At 37.9% G+C, this 17,771-nt stretch carries 19 protein-coding genes; 6 read left to right on the top strand and 13 right to left on the bottom strand.

Annotated elements, in window-relative coordinates; genetic code table 11:
• The first annotated feature begins 588 nt into the window (after positions 1-588).
• The 6 genes from H8B21_RS06510 (at position 589) to H8B21_RS06485 (ending at position 8,321) form a co-directional block, all read left to right on the top strand.
• Positions 589-1,182 (top strand): hypothetical protein, encoded by a 594-nt coding sequence (locus tag H8B21_RS06510; protein WP_190313008.1) that lies wholly within the window; start codon positions 589-591, stop codon positions 1,180-1,182.
• A 37-nt stretch (positions 1,183-1,219) separates the two neighbouring features.
• Positions 1,220-1,888: a hypothetical protein gene (locus H8B21_RS06505; protein ID WP_190313007.1), complete on the top strand. Its 669-nt coding sequence runs from the start codon at positions 1,220-1,222 to the stop codon at positions 1,886-1,888.
• Positions 1,885-2,661, top strand: coding sequence for a hypothetical protein (locus tag H8B21_RS06500; RefSeq protein ID WP_190313006.1), 777 nt, complete (start codon positions 1,885-1,887; stop codon positions 2,659-2,661). The genes H8B21_RS06505 and H8B21_RS06500 overlap by 4 nt, the downstream gene beginning before the upstream one ends.
• Before the next feature lie 314 nt (positions 2,662-2,975).
• Entirely contained in the window at positions 2,976-3,701 is a 726-nt protein-coding gene (locus H8B21_RS06495; protein WP_190313005.1) for a DUF2971 domain-containing protein, read from the top strand.
• A 1,102-nt stretch (positions 3,702-4,803) separates the two neighbouring features.
• The gene (locus H8B21_RS06490; protein WP_190313004.1) at positions 4,804-5,535 is read left to right on the top strand and encodes a hypothetical protein; all 732 of its coding nucleotides are present in this window, start codon (positions 4,804-4,806) and stop codon (positions 5,533-5,535) included.
• Between the two features lie 236 nt (positions 5,536-5,771).
• Complete coding sequence (locus tag H8B21_RS06485) at positions 5,772-8,321, top strand: NACHT domain-containing protein (protein WP_190313003.1); 2,550 nt, start codon at positions 5,772-5,774, stop codon at positions 8,319-8,321.
• Between the two features lie 342 nt (positions 8,322-8,663).
• Here the strand turns inward: H8B21_RS06485 and H8B21_RS06480 are convergent, their stop codons facing one another.
• The 13 genes from H8B21_RS06480 to H8B21_RS06425 form a co-directional block, all read right to left on the bottom strand.
• Positions 8,664-8,954, bottom strand: a complete 291-nt coding sequence (locus H8B21_RS06480; RefSeq protein ID WP_190313002.1) for a hypothetical protein — start codon at positions 8,952-8,954, stop codon at positions 8,664-8,666.
• A gap of 28 nt (positions 8,955-8,982) precedes the next feature.
• Positions 8,983-9,489, bottom strand: coding sequence for a hypothetical protein (locus H8B21_RS06475; RefSeq protein WP_190313001.1), 507 nt, complete (start codon positions 9,487-9,489; stop codon positions 8,983-8,985).
• 12 nt (positions 9,490-9,501) lie between these two features.
• Positions 9,502-10,104: a hypothetical protein gene (locus tag H8B21_RS06470; RefSeq protein ID WP_190313000.1), complete on the bottom strand. Its 603-nt coding sequence runs from the start codon at positions 10,102-10,104 to the stop codon at positions 9,502-9,504.
• 36 nt (positions 10,105-10,140) lie between these two features.
• Positions 10,141-11,097 carry a hypothetical protein gene (locus tag H8B21_RS06465; protein ID WP_190312999.1) on the bottom strand — a complete coding sequence of 319 codons (957 nt, stop codon included), beginning with the start codon at positions 11,095-11,097 and terminating at the stop codon, positions 10,141-10,143.
• A gap of 547 nt (positions 11,098-11,644) precedes the next feature.
• On the bottom strand, positions 11,645-12,190 hold the full coding sequence (locus tag H8B21_RS06460; protein ID WP_190312998.1) for a hypothetical protein: 546 nt from the start codon (positions 12,188-12,190) through the stop codon (positions 11,645-11,647).
• A gap of 20 nt (positions 12,191-12,210) precedes the next feature.
• The gene (locus H8B21_RS06455; protein WP_190312997.1) at positions 12,211-13,497 is read right to left on the bottom strand and encodes a TlpA family protein disulfide reductase; all 1,287 of its coding nucleotides are present in this window, start codon (positions 13,495-13,497) and stop codon (positions 12,211-12,213) included.
• Between the two features lie 101 nt (positions 13,498-13,598).
• Positions 13,599-13,781, bottom strand: a complete 183-nt coding sequence (locus tag H8B21_RS06450) for a hypothetical protein (protein WP_223814890.1) — start codon at positions 13,779-13,781, stop codon at positions 13,599-13,601.
• Complete coding sequence (locus tag H8B21_RS06445; RefSeq protein ID WP_223814889.1) at positions 13,771-14,253, bottom strand: helix-turn-helix domain-containing protein; 483 nt, start codon at positions 14,251-14,253, stop codon at positions 13,771-13,773. The genes H8B21_RS06450 and H8B21_RS06445 overlap by 11 nt, the downstream gene beginning before the upstream one ends.
• A gap of 64 nt (positions 14,254-14,317) precedes the next feature.
• On the bottom strand, positions 14,318-14,563 hold the full coding sequence (locus tag H8B21_RS06440) for a hypothetical protein (protein WP_223814888.1): 246 nt from the start codon (positions 14,561-14,563) through the stop codon (positions 14,318-14,320).
• 1 nt (position 14,564) lies between these two features.
• Positions 14,565-14,846, bottom strand: coding sequence for a hypothetical protein (locus tag H8B21_RS20565; RefSeq protein ID WP_223814887.1), 282 nt, complete (start codon positions 14,844-14,846; stop codon positions 14,565-14,567).
• A gap of 57 nt (positions 14,847-14,903) precedes the next feature.
• Complete coding sequence (locus tag H8B21_RS06435; protein WP_190312995.1) at positions 14,904-16,169, bottom strand: DUF4843 domain-containing protein; 1,266 nt, start codon at positions 16,167-16,169, stop codon at positions 14,904-14,906.
• A gap of 11 nt (positions 16,170-16,180) precedes the next feature.
• Positions 16,181-16,372 carry a hypothetical protein gene (locus H8B21_RS06430; RefSeq protein WP_190312994.1) on the bottom strand — a complete coding sequence of 64 codons (192 nt, stop codon included), beginning with the start codon at positions 16,370-16,372 and terminating at the stop codon, positions 16,181-16,183.
• A 4-nt stretch (positions 16,373-16,376) separates the two neighbouring features.
• Positions 16,377-17,756: a RagB/SusD family nutrient uptake outer membrane protein gene (locus tag H8B21_RS06425; RefSeq protein WP_190312993.1), complete on the bottom strand. Its 1,380-nt coding sequence runs from the start codon at positions 17,754-17,756 to the stop codon at positions 16,377-16,379.
• Positions 17,757-17,771 lie beyond the last annotated feature (15 nt).

The following is a 17,771-nucleotide window of genomic DNA, read 5'->3' as shown; positions in this document are numbered from 1 at the left end:
CAGAGGTTCTGCTTTTTTCTTTCTTCGCTATATCTCCTTTGTGGCTAAACCTAGTTTAGACCACACACAGTTAGTAAAATGTTTTTAGAAATGATGCGAACGATACGAAGTTTCATATTGGTTTTATGATTCGGTTTTGCACTGTCGCATCTTTAGAAAAGCCATAGTGGCTGTTTGCACCCACCTAGTCGGGCGGAGAAATTAAGTTTTTGTAAAGTTTTTTTCTTCCGGTTTTCATTGCTCGTTACTTATATAACGAGTCCTGATGGTTAGCAGCTTCTTTTGATACATGTGGGCCTGCACACCGTGGCTACTTTTCAGTTCTCACGCCTTACGTAACACGGATTTACAGCAGGCCCACATCTACCATACGCGTACAAATATACACATAACAGTGAAGATGTGGGTGTTTATACTGCTGCCCTGCGTTACGGCGTGAGAATGTAGCCGCAAGACTCTAAGTTTAACACCTTTTCTACAGAAAACTAATATTGTTTTCTAGACAAATCAAAGATACGTATTCCATATCTAAAAATCAAATTATTTAAGACACTTATGATAAAAGAAACTAATCCCGTCATTTAAAATATGGAAAAGAAGACATGGTATTTATCACCTATTGAACTCTTTATTATAACTACAATAAGATCTATACGACTAGAACTAGGCATAACTGGTGAGGAGATGTCCACTTTTCTCAAAAAAAACCCAAAATATATTGGGCATATAGAAAGCAATGCTCACAACGGTAAATACAATGATGAGGTTTTGAGCAACGTAGCAATATACATAACAGAAAAAGCCAAAGAAAAAGAAAAAGAACTCATTGATAATAATGATAACACTGTTATAAAAACAGAATATACTATTCACGACTTTTATCCTGTTGAAATACTTAGTGACGAAAAAATAATAAAAAAGATCGACCCGATTCCAACTGGATCAGGTCCCACGGGCACAATTAACGCATTAATTGAGGCGACAAATTTCTTTAAAAAAGCTAAAACGTTAGCCGAAATCGTGGCCAAAGCAAACAAAGTACAAGACCAAAACTGGGAGGCTAGCAATTTCACACAAGTATTAGAAAATGCTGTCAAAAGCAAAAACAAACGCTTGGAGGTAATCCTTAATGATAGCGGCTTAAATACCTACATCCTACCAAAAAAGCAGAAGAAGGTTTAGTATATTTGTAATCAACAGCAATTGGTTGACCGATAATATGCAAGCCCATTTAGAGTTTAAAGAAATACAGATAACAGCAATGCCACAAATAGAGGTTGAGAAAATGCTCAATGTGCTTGTGCTGAGAAAGCGAAAGCGTTACAGCCAGTTTGAATTATCGTTTCTCATGGGGCAACGTGATTTTTACGTCCGTGATGTAGAGGATCTAGCCCATACCTTGATTTATACAATCCCTTTTAATAATATATTCCGGCAGATTTTTAACTGCGGTATCCAAGCCATCGTTCCAGACGTTAATCAAAAGCCTAGCTATAAGATTCGCATCTCAGAGGCTACTGATGAAAATGACGCTGTCTCTTACCATGCAGAAAGACAGTTCGAGGATGGCACCATTGAATTTATAGCTACTTTCGGCACCGAAGAAAAGGATTGGCAACTCGAATTTGCAGAACCTACTTATGTAGTGTCAGAAGAAAGAGTACAGGATTGGGTGCTGGACAAGATTGAATCCGATTACTTTGATGTCGCAAAAAATGCTTTGCAAATTTTCAATGATTGCACGGCAGAATTGACCGGAGCAGTACGGCCGTTGTTTTTGGTGAATGCGCTTAAAGCTTGCAATGGCACAAAAGGGCTTCCGAAGCTTAATAAGAAGAAGGATAGGAATGGGAGGTTTGTTTATATCAAAGAAAAAATCAAATTATGAATTTGAAGTGGAGTTTTATAGTTAGGGGGGCTTACTCATATTTATACGACCTCTCGCATCATCTTGATTCTGCAGACATCGTCATTTATGAAGATGGAGAAGAGGGAATTGATTTAACACAATACTTTTCTTCGGTACACCTAAATCACTTGACAAACCCAGAAGATATATATTCAAAAGCCTACCAAATCTGTTCATTTTTAAATGGAGCTGAGTTTTTAATGTATGAGAATAAGGCGGATGCTGGGTATATAAGACTGGAACGACTGATTAATATTGACCAAAATAAAGTTGTGCATTATAATCCTCACCAACCCATTGAACGAGTAGATATTGACTTTAAAATAAATCAAATATCAAAGCAAACTAATAATAACCATATAGTTGCTGAGATCATGAGAGCAGCTAAGTCAGATATCTTTATACAGACCATACTGTTCATGTGTGCGCACGAAATGAACTTCCGTACAATATATCAAACACTTGACGAGGTGAAAAATTTTCTTAAAGCAAAAGGAACTAACCTTAATGAGTTGGGGTTTTCAGATAAGGTGCTTAAATCGCTCACACATACCGCGAATAACTATGAAACATTAGGTTTAGCTGCTCGCCATGGTAATATGGGACATGAGGCTCCTAAAACGCCTATGACCATATCTGAAGCTCAGAGCTTAATAACACAAATCACTAGAACGACATTCGAACAGTCTTTCGACTTTAATTTACCATTCGTAAAGAAATCAAATTTTGATATATCTGAAATTAGATGGTAGTACAGTACGGCAATTGGAGATGGTTATCTTTGGCTGAAGTTACAGATAAAGTACATTTACGCGGTTCGATATTTAGATCGCGTTTTATATACCTTGCAATAAAAGAACATATCTGGATTTCTCATAGAAGGACAATAGTCAAAATTCTAGGGTGGTTTATGGGAGAAGAGGACAACACTAAATTAGTGTTTACGAATAATATCCAAAGTGGCATGGATTAATCGAAATCAATAGTATCCACAATGAAATATCGAAGAATTTGCATTTCCTAAACCGTACAATTTTTATATTTGAAGTAAAGATAAATTTTTGCCATGTATGAACCTCACGAATCACTTTTTGATGTGCCAGATGACACGATCATTTGGAAATATTTAGATCTTTTTAAATATTTAGATTTAATCGCAAATAAGCAGCTATTCATGTTAAGATGCGATTGCTTCGCGGATAAATATGAAGGAATGGCACCTAGCTATGAAACGATATCTCGACTTCTTCACCCTGATGAGTATCCGCAGAAAAATAAAATAGTATTAGGACTCCTGAGTGCATATGAAGAACAAAGAAAGAGCAGTTACGTTAATTGCTGGCACATTAATAACTTCGAGTCTTCAATAATGTGGGATGCTTACTCGAATAAAAATGGAGGACTTGCCATCAAAACCACAGCGGGTCATCTAAAGCACTCTATCTTAGACCAAAGAAAAATATATCTTTCAGAGGTTATCTATGGAAGAGATAAGTTAGGGATAGGAAACCTCATGTATCCATTAATCGTTAAGCGTGAAGAATTTGCAGACGAGCGGGAATGTAGGATTTTTATATCTCCTGTGTCTACCGCTATTAATCAACCAGAAGAGGTACTGGCTGCTCTTCCCAAGGCTACGAAAATAAGTGTTGACATAGATGTTTTGATTCAAGAAGCTATTTTTCATCCACTAGCCGAGGACTGGGTTTGCGAGAGCATTACCAATGTTATTTCGCATGTAAACGCAAACTTTATTCCGCGAAAGTCGACATTGTATAGTAGAAGTGAATAATAATGACGTCCAATTAGCTTTCGAATACTATAGTTCGGAGTATGCAAAAATATATGATTTATTGTTTCCGGTCAGCGACCCTAGTAGATAGAAGTTGGCAGAATCCAGAACTCTGGAGTATTTATCGACTTATAAGAGTACTCAAATAATGCAATATACGACACTATTCACGAAATATATATCTGTAGTGTTGTGATAAATTTTATCTAAAAAATGTCCAGAAACAAACTAGTAGAGCTACGTAAGGCGATTAGATCAAATATTAAAACCGTCATAGACTATATTTCTTTAAATCATATTTTCAGAGGTAATAACATATCAACTTACGTCCCAGCCACGACGATTTGCATGTTTTGTGGCAGCTGTTCAAATAACATAACAAAGGAACATGTTATCCCTCGCTGGATATTCGAAAAAGATCCACATAAGTTCTTTGACATTACATTGAACGGGCAAAGCCAAACATATAATAAAACGACTGTCCCTGCTTGTCAACGGTGCAATGGCGAACTTCTAAGTTCGTTGGAGTGCTATGTAAAAGAGTTATTTCGAACAGTGGATCTTGACAACAATCGTTTTTCTGTCGACGAACTTCAAAATCTGATTAGGTGGCTCGAGATAATCGACTACAAATTTCAGATCGTTAACATAACAAAGAAATTTTTGAGTCCAAAAAATGGACAACATATTCCCTATCTAAAAGATTTCCCTCTATATATGCTTTTGCCAAATAGAAATTACTCGCCGAGTCAGGTAAAATCTAATATTAGGCAAGCTTTAAGAAGAATAAGTATCAAAAATAAACAAAGGCATTTAAATTCGTTGGTCGTTTTTAAGACATCAAATAAAGGTTTTCACTTTTTTCACACGATCAATGATTTTATATTTCTAGAGCTTCCTCAGTATGGCATTGCACTCTTTTACTTTTACATGAAAACATTCGAGGACGAAAACGATTGCCATAAAGAAGCAATGAAAATAATTGATGAGGTATATTGAGGGAAAATTTAGTTTTAAATGTGATGCATTCAATATGGTGAATATGCAACCAAAAATGAAAAATATTATGACAGTATATTTATGAAATTAATTTTTAATAACGATGGAAATATTTGAACCAAATAACTTCTATAACTTAGCAGAACTATTGACCAACGTTTTAACGGGATTGATTGCTGTAACCGGATTAATTATAGCCTTTAAAACATTTATACTTGCGAGAGAAGCAAAGGAGGAGTGGAAAAAGCAAAAAAACTTCGAGATAGATATAGACGGGTATGCGTATACACTTGACGCCTTAAAACTTCTAGAAGATTTAAGGCAAGATCAATATAATCCCGAAGTTGTTAAGGAACATAGTCAAGATATATTAAATGATATTTTTGAAAAAGGCGATTACGAAACATACAATTCATATATAAAACTCTATTCGTATAGTCACTACTATCAAGGAATGAAAAGTAGCATTTTCGAGATCCGAAAAAAAGCTCTAGTTATACTTAACATTTCCCATGACAAAGAGCTGGTGGATTTCTATGATACAATTTTAACTTTAGAAGCTTCACTCTTTTCAATCCATCACAATTACCATGTATATAGGCTTAATACCTTCATTGACCGTTATCAATACAAAAAAATAGTGAAAGAATCCTATGCGCAAAACATATATTTCAATTCGCTAAGAAATCAAACACCACCAAGTGAAGTAAGTGATGGAGATTTATATACCCAACTTTATCACAAATTTTTCTCACTACAGCAAGAAGACTGGCTAGAGCCGTTAAGAGCTAAACATGTATCATTTTACTTTCAGAAACGAGTAAAACAAATGTGAGCACAGGCTACTCCTTCAATAAAACATTTTAGAATGTTGGTTAGTACAAGTAAATTCAACTACATATTAGCATGAGAAGGACGTCTGAAATGTAGCTACGTTCATTTTGATTTCGTATTTTATTACTTATTTCCAAATAGAGGATTGGAAACGCAAAAGACAGAATAGCAATATATCTAGTGAGTTATTGATTTGTAGTGAAATTTTTAATAGCTTTAAAATTATACCATATTAACATGAATACAACGAAAAAACTTCTCAAAAAAATACAAAGCGTGCAGGAAAATAAATTAACTAGAGACGTAATAATCCCTCTTTTGGAAACGCTTGGATATAAAAAAGTTGAATTTAATGGTGGTGTATATGAAGAAGGAAAAGACATAATCATGTGGGACGAGGATCGCTTTGGGGAAATTAAGGTATCAGTTGCCCAAGTGAAACACTTTAAATTATCAAGCAAGGCATCGGGAAATGACAGTTTGCAAACTGTAGTCAACCAGCTTGAAAACTGTATTAAAAAGCCTATTTTAAACGTTAATAAAAAAACATATCGCCCATCTGAGATAATATTGATCTCAACCTATCCAATATCGACCAACACTCTTAGGACGCGATTTAGTGAGCATGTTTCTTTAAAAGACCATAGTATAATTATCATTGATGGCTATAAACTATGTAGTCAAATAATAAAAAATCGGCAAGATATTGTAAATGATCTACTGGGAATTGAGACGAATATCCCCGCGAAAATCTTAGCTACTTTAAATAATAAGATCTTGCTAAAAGCATTAGGATATAACAATAAGATATCTATTAAGTCCATATATACTGATATTAATTTTAATTTAGGAAAGCGAGTCCCCAGAATATTACTAGTAGAAAAATACGATCCAATAAGCCACAAGTACGATATAACCTTAGAAAAATGGTTAGAATTCAAGAGGTTATGTAAATCTATAACGAAAGAATATCAAGTAAATTTCTTAAACAAACCAGTCAGCGAGATTGATTCCGCTTCTGATTTGACCACATATAACAAATGGCGGGATAGCATTCAAGCTATTGAAATCTACCGTGATAAAAAAATGAAAAAATTAAATGTGGCAAAAGATGAGTTGCAAAGAAAAGAGCAGGAATTACAAAAAATAGAGCGTAAAAGGCGAAATTATGGCGTAGATGATATTCTCTTCTTAGACGCTTCCGAACTTGTAGATGAAGCTAAGTCAACTGTTTCTGTTTTGGAAAAAGAACTGTTGTTAGCGAACAAAAAGCTAGATGATACAAGGATTGCCAAACCGTCAGTTTTATACACAATAACAATAGATGGAAAAAAAATATCCCAACAAATTATCGAAAAGCGTAAATGGATACTCACAGAAATAGATAGAATTAACAATGAACCAGTTGTTGATACTATAAAGTTAAAAACCTTCATAAAAAAGGCCGGAATTCTAATTTCTACTACTGAGTTATTATTCAAAAATCCCCTCATTGCTAACTGTCTTAAAACCGAAGAAATGGCTTTTACAGAAGCAAAGAATGAGACACCCAGAATTTCAATAGACGTCCACAATGTCTTCGACACCGGTTTAAATTTTATTGTCATGGGTGATGCTGGAGCTGGAAAAACAACAACTCTTCAAATGTATGCAATTAATGTATCCCAAAAAGACGATAAAATGCCGATTTGGATTTCTCTGTCAAGATTGATACAATATGTCATCGAAGAGCAGGGAGATAATAGGCCTTTAGATCTTACACAAAGTGTTAAAATCTATTTAAACAAACTTGGGATAACCATCAATAAAGACGATCTCGCAGAAATGTTTAAATCAACAAAAACGGTTTTGTTATTAGATGGTTTAGATGAAGCTATTAAACCCGGTCCTTGGCTTGTTACAGAAATACAAAGCTTCGTAAAACAATATCGATCAAAAGTCCAAGTTATCCTATCTTCCCGCCTGTCTACAAAAGAATTTTCTCTTCAAGAATTCTTTCCAATAACCTTAATGCCTTTTACACAGGGACAGAGGGACCATTTTATAAAGCAGTGGTTTGATGAATCAAAAAATGACACTATTTATCAAAGAGTTACACAACATTTGATGGAGAATAATGAAGTAGCAGAAATTGTAAGAAATCCACTTCTAACAACCACACTATGTGTGCTTGCTGAAAACAACTTGCCTCTACCTAGGACAGAAATCAACTTGTACAACAATAGAATTAATCTGCTCACAGGCTATTATGACAACGTAAAAAACATCACATCCCGGACTACCATTACCCCCCAAAATTTGGAAACGCTTGCCTCCAAGTTAGCCTTTTTCCTACATTCAAATAGTACAAGAGAAAGCGATATCGAAAACCTAACTGAATATGCGATAAAGGCGATGAAAAATCATCTAGGTAAAGAACAATCTACGATTGCACTCCAAGAACTCATAGATCCTTGTAATATACTTATCCCAATGAGTAAAACAGGACAATATGGTTTTGGTCATTTAAGATACCAGGAACATCTAGCGGCAAAAGAAATTTTAAATAACAGAAGTATAAAGATACCAGCGTTAATGCGAAATCTTTGGTGGAAGGGGGTATTTATAATATTTTCCAAACTTAATGATAATATTGAATGGCTAATAAAAGATTTGGGAAAAGAAGACTTGGTAAATAAAAATCAGGAGGTGCTTCTTGAAATGATTAACGCACGACCAAAGTACGAGCATCAGCCATTAGAAGCATTTCTTCAGAAATACATTATCGCGGAAACAGATCGGATATAATAACCTATTTGTGTATGAAAGAGTTCATTATTAACTTTATTGAAAACTAAAGCGAGAAGCCCAAGATAAATACGCAGATATGGCAAGATCTGCTGCCACAAGAAAAAGAAGCCTTAGCTACTACATAAGCTAACGCTTTTTATTTATGCTTCGGCTTCCAGATCTTGGTCAAGATCGGCCATCGAATTATTGATCACGTCTAATTTATTACTGGCTTGTAATTCGTCGTAAAGTCTTGATTATTTTTGATCTTTGGTTCATCTGCTGTCTATTGGATTGCTACTGCATAATTTAGCTAGTGATCCGATAAATTGCTTTTCACAGCTGGATAAAAGACAAATTTTACGGTTCCTTGCCATCCTCCTCATCTTTCGGTTCGCTGTCAGATTTGATATTGCGCGATGTTAATCGGCCTTTGATAATGGCATCAATATCCGGCTTCCAGTCTCCAAGTGGAACGTCCGTTAATTCTTCATCCGGGATACTTAGCAATACATCGGCTATCATTTCCTGAAACTCTTCTCGCTTATAAAGAACCGAAGCAATCGTGTGGTCAATCTCTTCCTCGGCAGTTAATGTGCCCATTATTTTTTTCCGGATCAGCTTTCGAACATATTTTTTCTTCTGAATCATAACCTATAAGTTTTATATCTATGTAATTCTATCGCTCAATAATAGCTCTTATCTCCTCTGCAAAAGCTTTATCAATATCGAAAATATTGGAATCGTCCTCCCGGCAGCGCTGAAGCTTCTCAATAACATCATCTCCCCTAAGATTTCTCCGCATGTTCCGGTCCAGCTCTGGATCAATCTCTATCTGTAGTGCTTCTAGATCAACAGATCGTATCTGCGAAACATGTATATAGACACTTTCATTCAACGGAAAAAATCTTTTCTTTCTTAAACTGGGCCGCAGGCTGCCATCATCCAAAACAGGAACGTCGATACCTATCTTCATTATCGCATAATCCCATTGATCGTTAAAGACGTAGATCACGGCCGTTAAATCTTCCTGCGACTTCGCTTGCTGTGGAAAGCCGGCCGCATGCCGCTTCTTGGTAATCTCTGCTAGTTCCAGTCCCCGTTTTTGAATAGCTTCCCTGTCTAGATGCTTCTTCCTAGGGGTAGCTTTGTTTTTGTTGTTTCTTTTGAAAAAATTGAACATCATTGTTTTGTTTATTTAATCTTCCCACTCTTCACTCCGTACCTTAAAATTTTCATGCAGATAAGACAGTTCATCGGTCAAGTATTTCTCGATATGTCCCCGAATCTCATTGAAATCATAGTCGTCGAAAGAATATGTTTGTAGCAGGGTGTTCTCGTCATTTTCGTGGTCTCCGAAACGCAAGACCTCGCGACACTCATTATTAAGTGATAGTGCAAATGAATTACTCGATATGGACGTGACAAAAAACAGATAGCGCGGGCAGTCGAAGATATTCGAGTCAACCTTCGATTTGGCATCTACCGCAAGGGCGGCAAAAGCTGGAATTTCATCATCGTCGAGAATATAAAAGTGCTCATGTTGATCATGCGTATCTAGTATGATTTCCAGATATGGCGAAGAAAATGCCGGTTTGATTTCCGTGAAAAGGTGCCGAAGATCTTTTAATATCGTTTCTTTAAATTTTTTGGCTACATCTTCCTTGCGTTTAGCTTGTTCTTCTTCTTTCTTTCGCTCCTGTTCTTTCTTCTGTGCAATCGCATGATGTTGTTCATCACATTTGGCGGTGAAGGCCTGCACTTTTTCTGAAATTTTTTGTTTCAAATCGGTATTGCTCATAGCATAGGGTTTTATTGTTTTATAAATTTACGGTTATTATATCTGCTTAAGGAATTCTCGTCTCAGCGTTTCCATTTTGTTAAACTGACTAGTGGAAACTTCTGCAAATTTCCCGGAGACGATATCCAGCAGCATATTTTTCTCTTTTGCGTAGATGGGCAGCCATATGGGTTTTTCAGCAGTGTGTTGCTTATCGGGAACAATTTTATCGAATAATCTGGGAATACATTCCCACTGCAGGATTTCCTCCGCAGAGAGTTCTTCTAGCATTTGGTAACAGTATTGCATAGCGGCAGAATATTGCTCCCGGTTGTTTACGAATAGGTCTCCCCCGCTCCGTACCGTCAGTTTGTCGCCTTCCGCTGTAAGAACAACCGGACGGATGGGCACACCGCTCAATTGACTTAGTATGGCCATTCCCATGCGTACATCCAAATGTTTGTTATGCAGTTGGACGTGTGTCCATCCTTTCTCTCCACTTCCTCCCTCCTCCCCATCGACATAGCAGATAACGTGGTAGCCTCTTTTCAACAGTTGCTTTAGCTGTATAAGGGATTTTGAGCCGCTGGACTTTACAAACTGTAGTTCGCTTGCATTCGGTTCCCTCCCGAAACTTCTTTTGAACTGCTGCATATACATGGGATATTGCTCTTCGAACACGTCGTCTTTAAGCAAGATCGCAATACCATATCCTAGCCGAGTAAGTGCTCGCGCCATGATCGCATAAGGGCCGATATGGAAGCATGCCCATATCCGGGGACCATCCACCTTGGGTAGCTGTTCTTCCAATTGTGGTAGGAAGGTATTGTCGTGTTTGAAATGTTCCTGTTGAAGATAGCGTTGGTGAATGTGTACCAGCGGTAGTATGGATTCGTAGCTATCGACTAATTTCCAGTAGTACAGCATGGAAGCTAGTTTGACACTCTGGTTCCAGAAGATATGGTCATCTTTTGCCGCAGGTGTTGCCGGTAAAATATTTGGAGTGCTGTTCATATTTGATTTCAGTTAGTAAAAGGGTGTCCGGATCACCCTTGATCTAGAATTAGCTTGATTTAAACGTAGTAAAAATTACATTTTCGATCGCTGCCGATCAGTAGATCCAGACCTTTTCTCGCATCTAGTATGTTTGTGGCTATTTGAACTACGTGCTGGATTTCATGAATAAATTGTTCCATCTTCAATTTATGTATTTTGGTTTATAAAAAGCGCCTATCGATCCTGGATAGATTGCTGTGTGATCACGCAGCAAATATGCTACATGTGAATGGGGAATTCCAAAAAAAATGTTGAACAGTAAAAAAACAGCAGTTTCGTCCCGACAAAAAAAGGCTGAACGGAAGAAAAGTGGGGGTTTGGGCGGAAATTAGTTCAATTTTATAAGGGAGCGGATCGTAATAAACAGCAATTTGATGAACCTATTTATATAGCGTCCGAAGAACGGTAGTATAAAAAGAAACAACGAAAAGTAAAACTACTAAGGTCAACCTTAACAATATTTTTAGCTCAAACTGACATACATTAATTGGACGGATCGATTTTTTCAGACACTATTGTTAGTCGATGACTCACTATCATGTAACGAAGAAACTATTAAATTCATCAAAGATTCGGCATCTACATCAAGGCCAGTCAAACCTACCAGTATATAGGGATTCCCGTTGCCGTCTTTTTTAATATACAGCTTTCTTATCGGCTTAAAGATTCCTGATAAATCGGCTTCTTTTGATAGGGTAAATTGCAACGCTCGACATCTCGCATTCGGATAGGACAGAGTTACACTCTTAATATCAAGATAGCGGAAGAAATGTGTCCCCCAAAAAAACTTTACCCTAACTCCTTCGGGCAAAATTTTAATTACCCAACCAGAAAACAATCTCGAAATAAGCAGAAATAACAATACGATTGCATAAGTTAAAATCAGTAACCAAATAAAAAATGTCACTTCAATCGGTTTTGAAAGCAAAAAGTAATCCTCAACAAAGTTTATAAATGGAAAATACATGAAGAACCATATAAGTATTATTCGTAATACCAGCGCATTTTTTTCTTTCTTTGAAGTGTGAATAGTTTTAATATTTGCTTCCATTTTCGCCTACCAACAAATATTTAAAGTATATTCTCTAGTATAAACTCCTCTAACTGCGCTGATCTCATATCTACCCGCTGAATGAACCGCTCGCTGTTTAGCAAATATGATGATGGATATTTGTATATATTATATTTGTTTACTTCCGTTTCAGCATCTTGAAGTTTAATCATCGTCCAATTTATGTTATGCTTATTCAGCACCGCGTCGAGATCGGTTCTTACATCGCAGATTCCTACAAATTCTACCTTATCCTTATATTTGTTCGCAATGCGTGTTAGATTTGGTAAATCTTGTAAACACGGGCCACATGTCGTACTCCAAAAGTAAATAAAAATCAGTTTGTCCTTATCCACACTATCCAACGTCCACATGTCTCCGTTTAATACATCTCGTCCAGATATTGCAGGAGCTAAAAACCCTGCTTGATCGGAAGCTTGATGGATATTACAATTTTCTTTTACGGTCTTGATGGTATCAGTCAACATAGCTGTGCCTTCGATCTCTATAAATTTCCCGTCATATAAAATGCGGGATAGTTTGAACGTATCCTCTCCCAAATTAAAATATTGTCCTTTTAAAACTCTCTTCTCTGGAGGTAACGCCGAAAAATAAGGTATAGCAGGCACAACGAAAGCACCTCTGTTGCCGATATTCTTACAGAAATAATATGTATTGTTTTTATATTTAAAAGTTGATAGATAAAATTGCGGGAAAGAAAAAAAGACGTTGTTATTAATCTCCGATACGGAAATAATTAAGGTGTCGTTATGAACTTTGCCGTCGTACCAGTATTGATAAAAAACATAGTCTGGATTATTTGGCACCGAGGATGAAGTATTTCTTCCAACAACAGGCCTCACCACATCATCGCCAAAATCGTTATTCTGATTTCTATCGATTATATAATGCATTCCCAGACTATCTCTCCCTATCACAATATTAATCCCGCAAGCCAGAGGTTCTTCTGCGTAATTCACCGAGTCTTTTAAGTCGATGTCCTCCGTTTCAAGCAGTTTGGCTAGACTTGAGCTCATAGTATCCAATAGATGTGCTGATTGGTAGATTAACTGCTTTGGATTTAATTCATAGTAATATTCTCGAACATCGTTCCAGTTTTCGGGAATATTTTTAGCAGAGGGATACAATTCTCTTCGTTCACTATCTCGTTTTTCACTGATGCCGAATGAAGTCTTTCCGTGAGGACCATAACCGTCAATTTTTTGTAATTCGATAATAGTCTTCTCTTGAGAAAACAGCAATGTTAAGTTAAAAATGGTATAAATTAAAAGGACTATCTTCTTCATTCTCAAAAGTTCAAGTTGGTGTTAATAGCTTATAACGGTATAATATACAACAATAATAAGAATTATTTCCTTTACTCATTTATTATGAGGCATTTTTGGTTTCAAGCATATTCCTCCGAAATACCTCTCCACATCATAACTGTTTTCCATTCGTCAAAGATATTTGCGCTCCATTTTGGAGTATAGAGGTCATAATGTGCGAACCAAAGCAAGAGATCACGTATAATGACCGGATAGATGACATTCGTATCCAGTACAGCCGTAAATCTTACACTATGAATCATAGAGCCCAAGATCTTCGTCAAGATTCTTCATATCGATCAAGTGGCTTTTCTGCTCAGCTTTCATCTGCTTTTTGTATTCTACCACATCTTCGAAAACTATTCTGCGGTGCTTTCCTACTTTTGTATATTGAATCTTGCCTTCTTCAAGTAGCTTAACTAAATGAGGGCGGGAACAGCCAAGCATTTCAGCAGCCTTTTGCGTGGTCACCTCCGTAGCGAGCGGCACAATCGAGATCGGCTTACCCTCGGACATAGCTTTCAGAATACCGCCAAATAGCTTAAGCGCCCGTAGTGGCACCACTATTTTGTCTTTAGTCTCTTCTATTTCAATTTCAGTCTTTTCTGCACTTAGCTGTTCAATAACAGATGCCAATGAATCGTATGATTCCATGGCAACTTTCTGTTCTGCTTTTGAAGGCCTGTTAATTCTATCCAAGGTTTCCATGTCTATCGTATTTCTATTACAATACAAAAATAAACGAAATATTCGAAATAAACGAAAAAAATGTTTTATTGATAACATTACTTCAGTAACCTTATCGCTCAATAATTGCCCTTATCTCATCTACACAAACCTCATCTATATAGAAAATATTGGAATCCTCCTTCCGACAGCGCTGAAGCTTCTCAATAACATCATCTCCCCTAAGATTTCTCCGCATGTTCCGATCCAGTTCTGGATCAATCTCTATCTGTAGTGCTTCTAGATCGACAGATCGTATCTGCGAAACATGTATATAGACACTTTCATTCAACGGAAGAAATCCTTTCTTTAGGTTCATTTTACTTTTCACCCGCCGTATGGTTTTGATAGACTTTACAGATCCATCGGCAGATTTTTCTATAATCTGACCATCCTTGATAACCTGCACAGGTAGATCCAAAGCTTTGGAGATGGGTATCTAACAATATCTCTAAATAGGGAGAGGAAAACGAAGGTTCTAACTCACGGAAAAGACTTTGAAGATCTTTCAGTGGGAGTGTAAAACAATAAGGTCGGATAGCATAAGCTACCCGACCCCATCTTCTACAAAAGCAGTAGTCCATATCCGATCTTTGGATCATGGCGCTACTCGATTGTTTGATAAAATCATCATGGTGAACATGGATAATTTTAAGACGTTATTTCACGCGTTCGAAACGGAAACGTAGTGGCGCACTTTTCATGACCGGATCATCGCCAAACATTTTGAACATCTCGTAAGTGTCCTTCAGAAAATCCGTAGGCTCATAGTCGCGAATGGTTACATCAAGGTATTCCGTTCCGCTGTGATCGAATACTCTTAAGCCGATTTCAGCTTGACGCTCTTTCACCTCTTTAGCAGAAAAGTGCACATTAGCCGTTACTTTCGCCAACAACATTTGCACCACTGGTTGTCCTACATCTTCCTGCATCCTTTCAACCACCTCGTCCAAAAGTTCAACAGTGCTATTTCTTAAATAGTTTTTCAGATCTCCGGTGAGGTTTACTTTTAGCTCGGCTGTATGATCTACGCGTAGATCTTCTCCTTCGAAAATAAGCACATCATCAACTGTATTCTTAGGAAATCCAGTTACATCAATACCCCAAGATTGTTGCCACCACTCTACATTATGTAAGCTAGAAAACTTCCATTCTCCCACCAAGCGGTCTATCGTGGCGTCTGACGTGTTTACTACTCCTTTATCGTAATTTCCAGCTCTAAAAACAACCGGCAACTGTTTTAATTTTAAAACGATTTCTTTTTTATCCTCTTCGTGCTGTATCAGATTCAGTCTAATCGTTCCTTTATTCTGACCTGCCGGAATAATAATTTTCTTACCATCTGCGAAACTAAAATGCTCTCCTTCCACTGCAGTAGAAGCAGGGTCAAGCTCCACCTCGAATTCCATCGCTTTTTCTGCCGTGAAACTACCTGTAATCTTACTCAATTGCAACGTCAGCTCAATACTCTGCGTCAACGTATAGTCTGGCTTATCAAATGTATATAGAATAACGTCAGCGTTGCTCACACCAATCGTCGCTTTTGAAAGCCCTAATGTACCAAACTCGACTGGACTTAAGCTAAACTCCAATGCATCTTCATCCGCAATGTCTTTTAATAACGTAACGGTCACCTTGGCCTCTCTAGCGCCTTCGGCGAACGTAAATTTATCTGTCGATAGCTCATAATCTTCGCCTTCCACCAAGTTGCTGACCACGGTAAGAGGAACTGCCTGACCACTGGACATGGCAGCTGTGGAAACGATCGTCAGCGTAGCTTCATTGTTCATATCGAGGGAGAACCTTTCCTCTGCAAAACCGATTGTGGTTAATGTAGCGTTGTCGTCATCCTTCGAACAAGACGCAAATAACCCTGTAACGGTTAATAATACCACCAAAATGGCGTTCAGTTTGTTTTTCATCATTGTTATTTAAATTATAGTTTATTGTATTCTTCTCTTTCTTTGTTTACGATCTCCCTTTCCTCGTTGGTGAGCAAGCTAGGCTCGGGCATCACATATTCCCGTATAAAGGCTTGAGACTTGGGTGGTACTTCGTCTGGCTTATCGCAAGACGCGATTGTCGCAAATACCATCGTTATAAAAAATATCTTCGTAAGTGTTCTCATCTTATTAAAATTGATAACCTTCGTTTTGAATTAATCCCGGAATAAGCTCGACATCGATACGAGGCAGTGGAAATGTATACATATATTCTTCTGTTGTGTATTTAAGTCCGTTGCTGGCGGCCCAAAACGTCGGTCTGCCATTGCGTTTAAGCTCGAAAAACCGGTCTCCTTCTGCAAAAAGCTCTTTCCTGCGCTCTCTCAGGATCAACTGCATCAAGGGGGTCAATAGCTTGCCTTCCGCATCCACCTTAATTAAGGCCGAGAGATCTACTGCCGGGAGCGTTTCCAACGAATAGTCTACATAATTGGCTATCCGCATGCTCCGGAGCGTATTCACAGCTTCCAGCGCTAGGTCGTGCTGACCTAAATGGGCGTAGCATTCGGCCAGTACCAACTGAAATTCGGCCGACCGTACCTTGCCGCTCAGCATTTTTTGGGTGAGCCGTTTGTTATCGAAATAAAGCGCGTGGCGGATATCTCTATTCCTTTCTTCGAATAGATCGACGAACTCCTTCGTCAACGGGCGTGTCTTGATAACTCTTTGGGCATCCGTAAAGGCTTGATCCTGATTGCCCGGAAATAAATAGGACCGGAATAAAACATTGCCTGTTTTTTCATTTCTGGCTTGAATCATGGTTGTATAAGCCTGCCCTTCCGCTAATGGATAGTCCGAAACAATTTCCTTCGCCAGCGGCGCGGCTTTATCCCATTGTTTGGTCCAAAAATAGAAACGGGTCTGATATGCTTTCACGACATCTTCGGTATAGCGGTAGATCTCGTCGGATACGGCGAAGGATAATGCCGATTTGAAATCATCTTCAATAAAAGTTCGGGTCATTCCATAGTTAGACCGCAGTGGACGCTCCTCCATATCAAAATCGCGCACAATAGGCAAACCCAGCTGCTCGTCGCTTTCATAGGGTTCGCAAAATTCGCGGAGCAAGTGATAATAGGCAATGGCGCGCATCGCGTATGCCGTTCCCATGACATTTTGTTCGTCGGTGTGCTCCACCGATGGCATATTATTAATAATGATATTCGCATCTCGAACAACAGCATACAGTAATTCATACCGACGCTGCTTGTTGCTGCCCGAATTGCCTCCCAGCATATCGCCGATATATTTTGGCAGAACCGTACCCGCAGGCATGGTCAAGGCAACGCTGAAATTGTCGGTAATACTCTCCATGGACACGAGTGCGGAAGCATTTTCAATCAATACATGGTCTGCTCCATAGTCAATATCATTTAAATGCGTATGCAGCAGAGCCGAAAATTCTTCAGACGTTTTTGGGATCGCCTTTCCGTAGGTCTTCACCTCTAGATAATCGGTACAGCTACTGATACTAAAGGTGATCAAAGTAAAAAAAAGTATCTTTTTCATGTATACATATATTCT

It is taken from the genome of Sphingobacterium chuzhouense, assembly GCF_014692525.1.
Taxonomy (GTDB): domain Bacteria; phylum Bacteroidota; class Bacteroidia; order Sphingobacteriales; family Sphingobacteriaceae; genus Sphingobacterium; species Sphingobacterium chuzhouense.
Note: the sequence above shows the minus strand (reverse complement) of the source record. Positions and strands in the feature narration are given on the sequence as shown.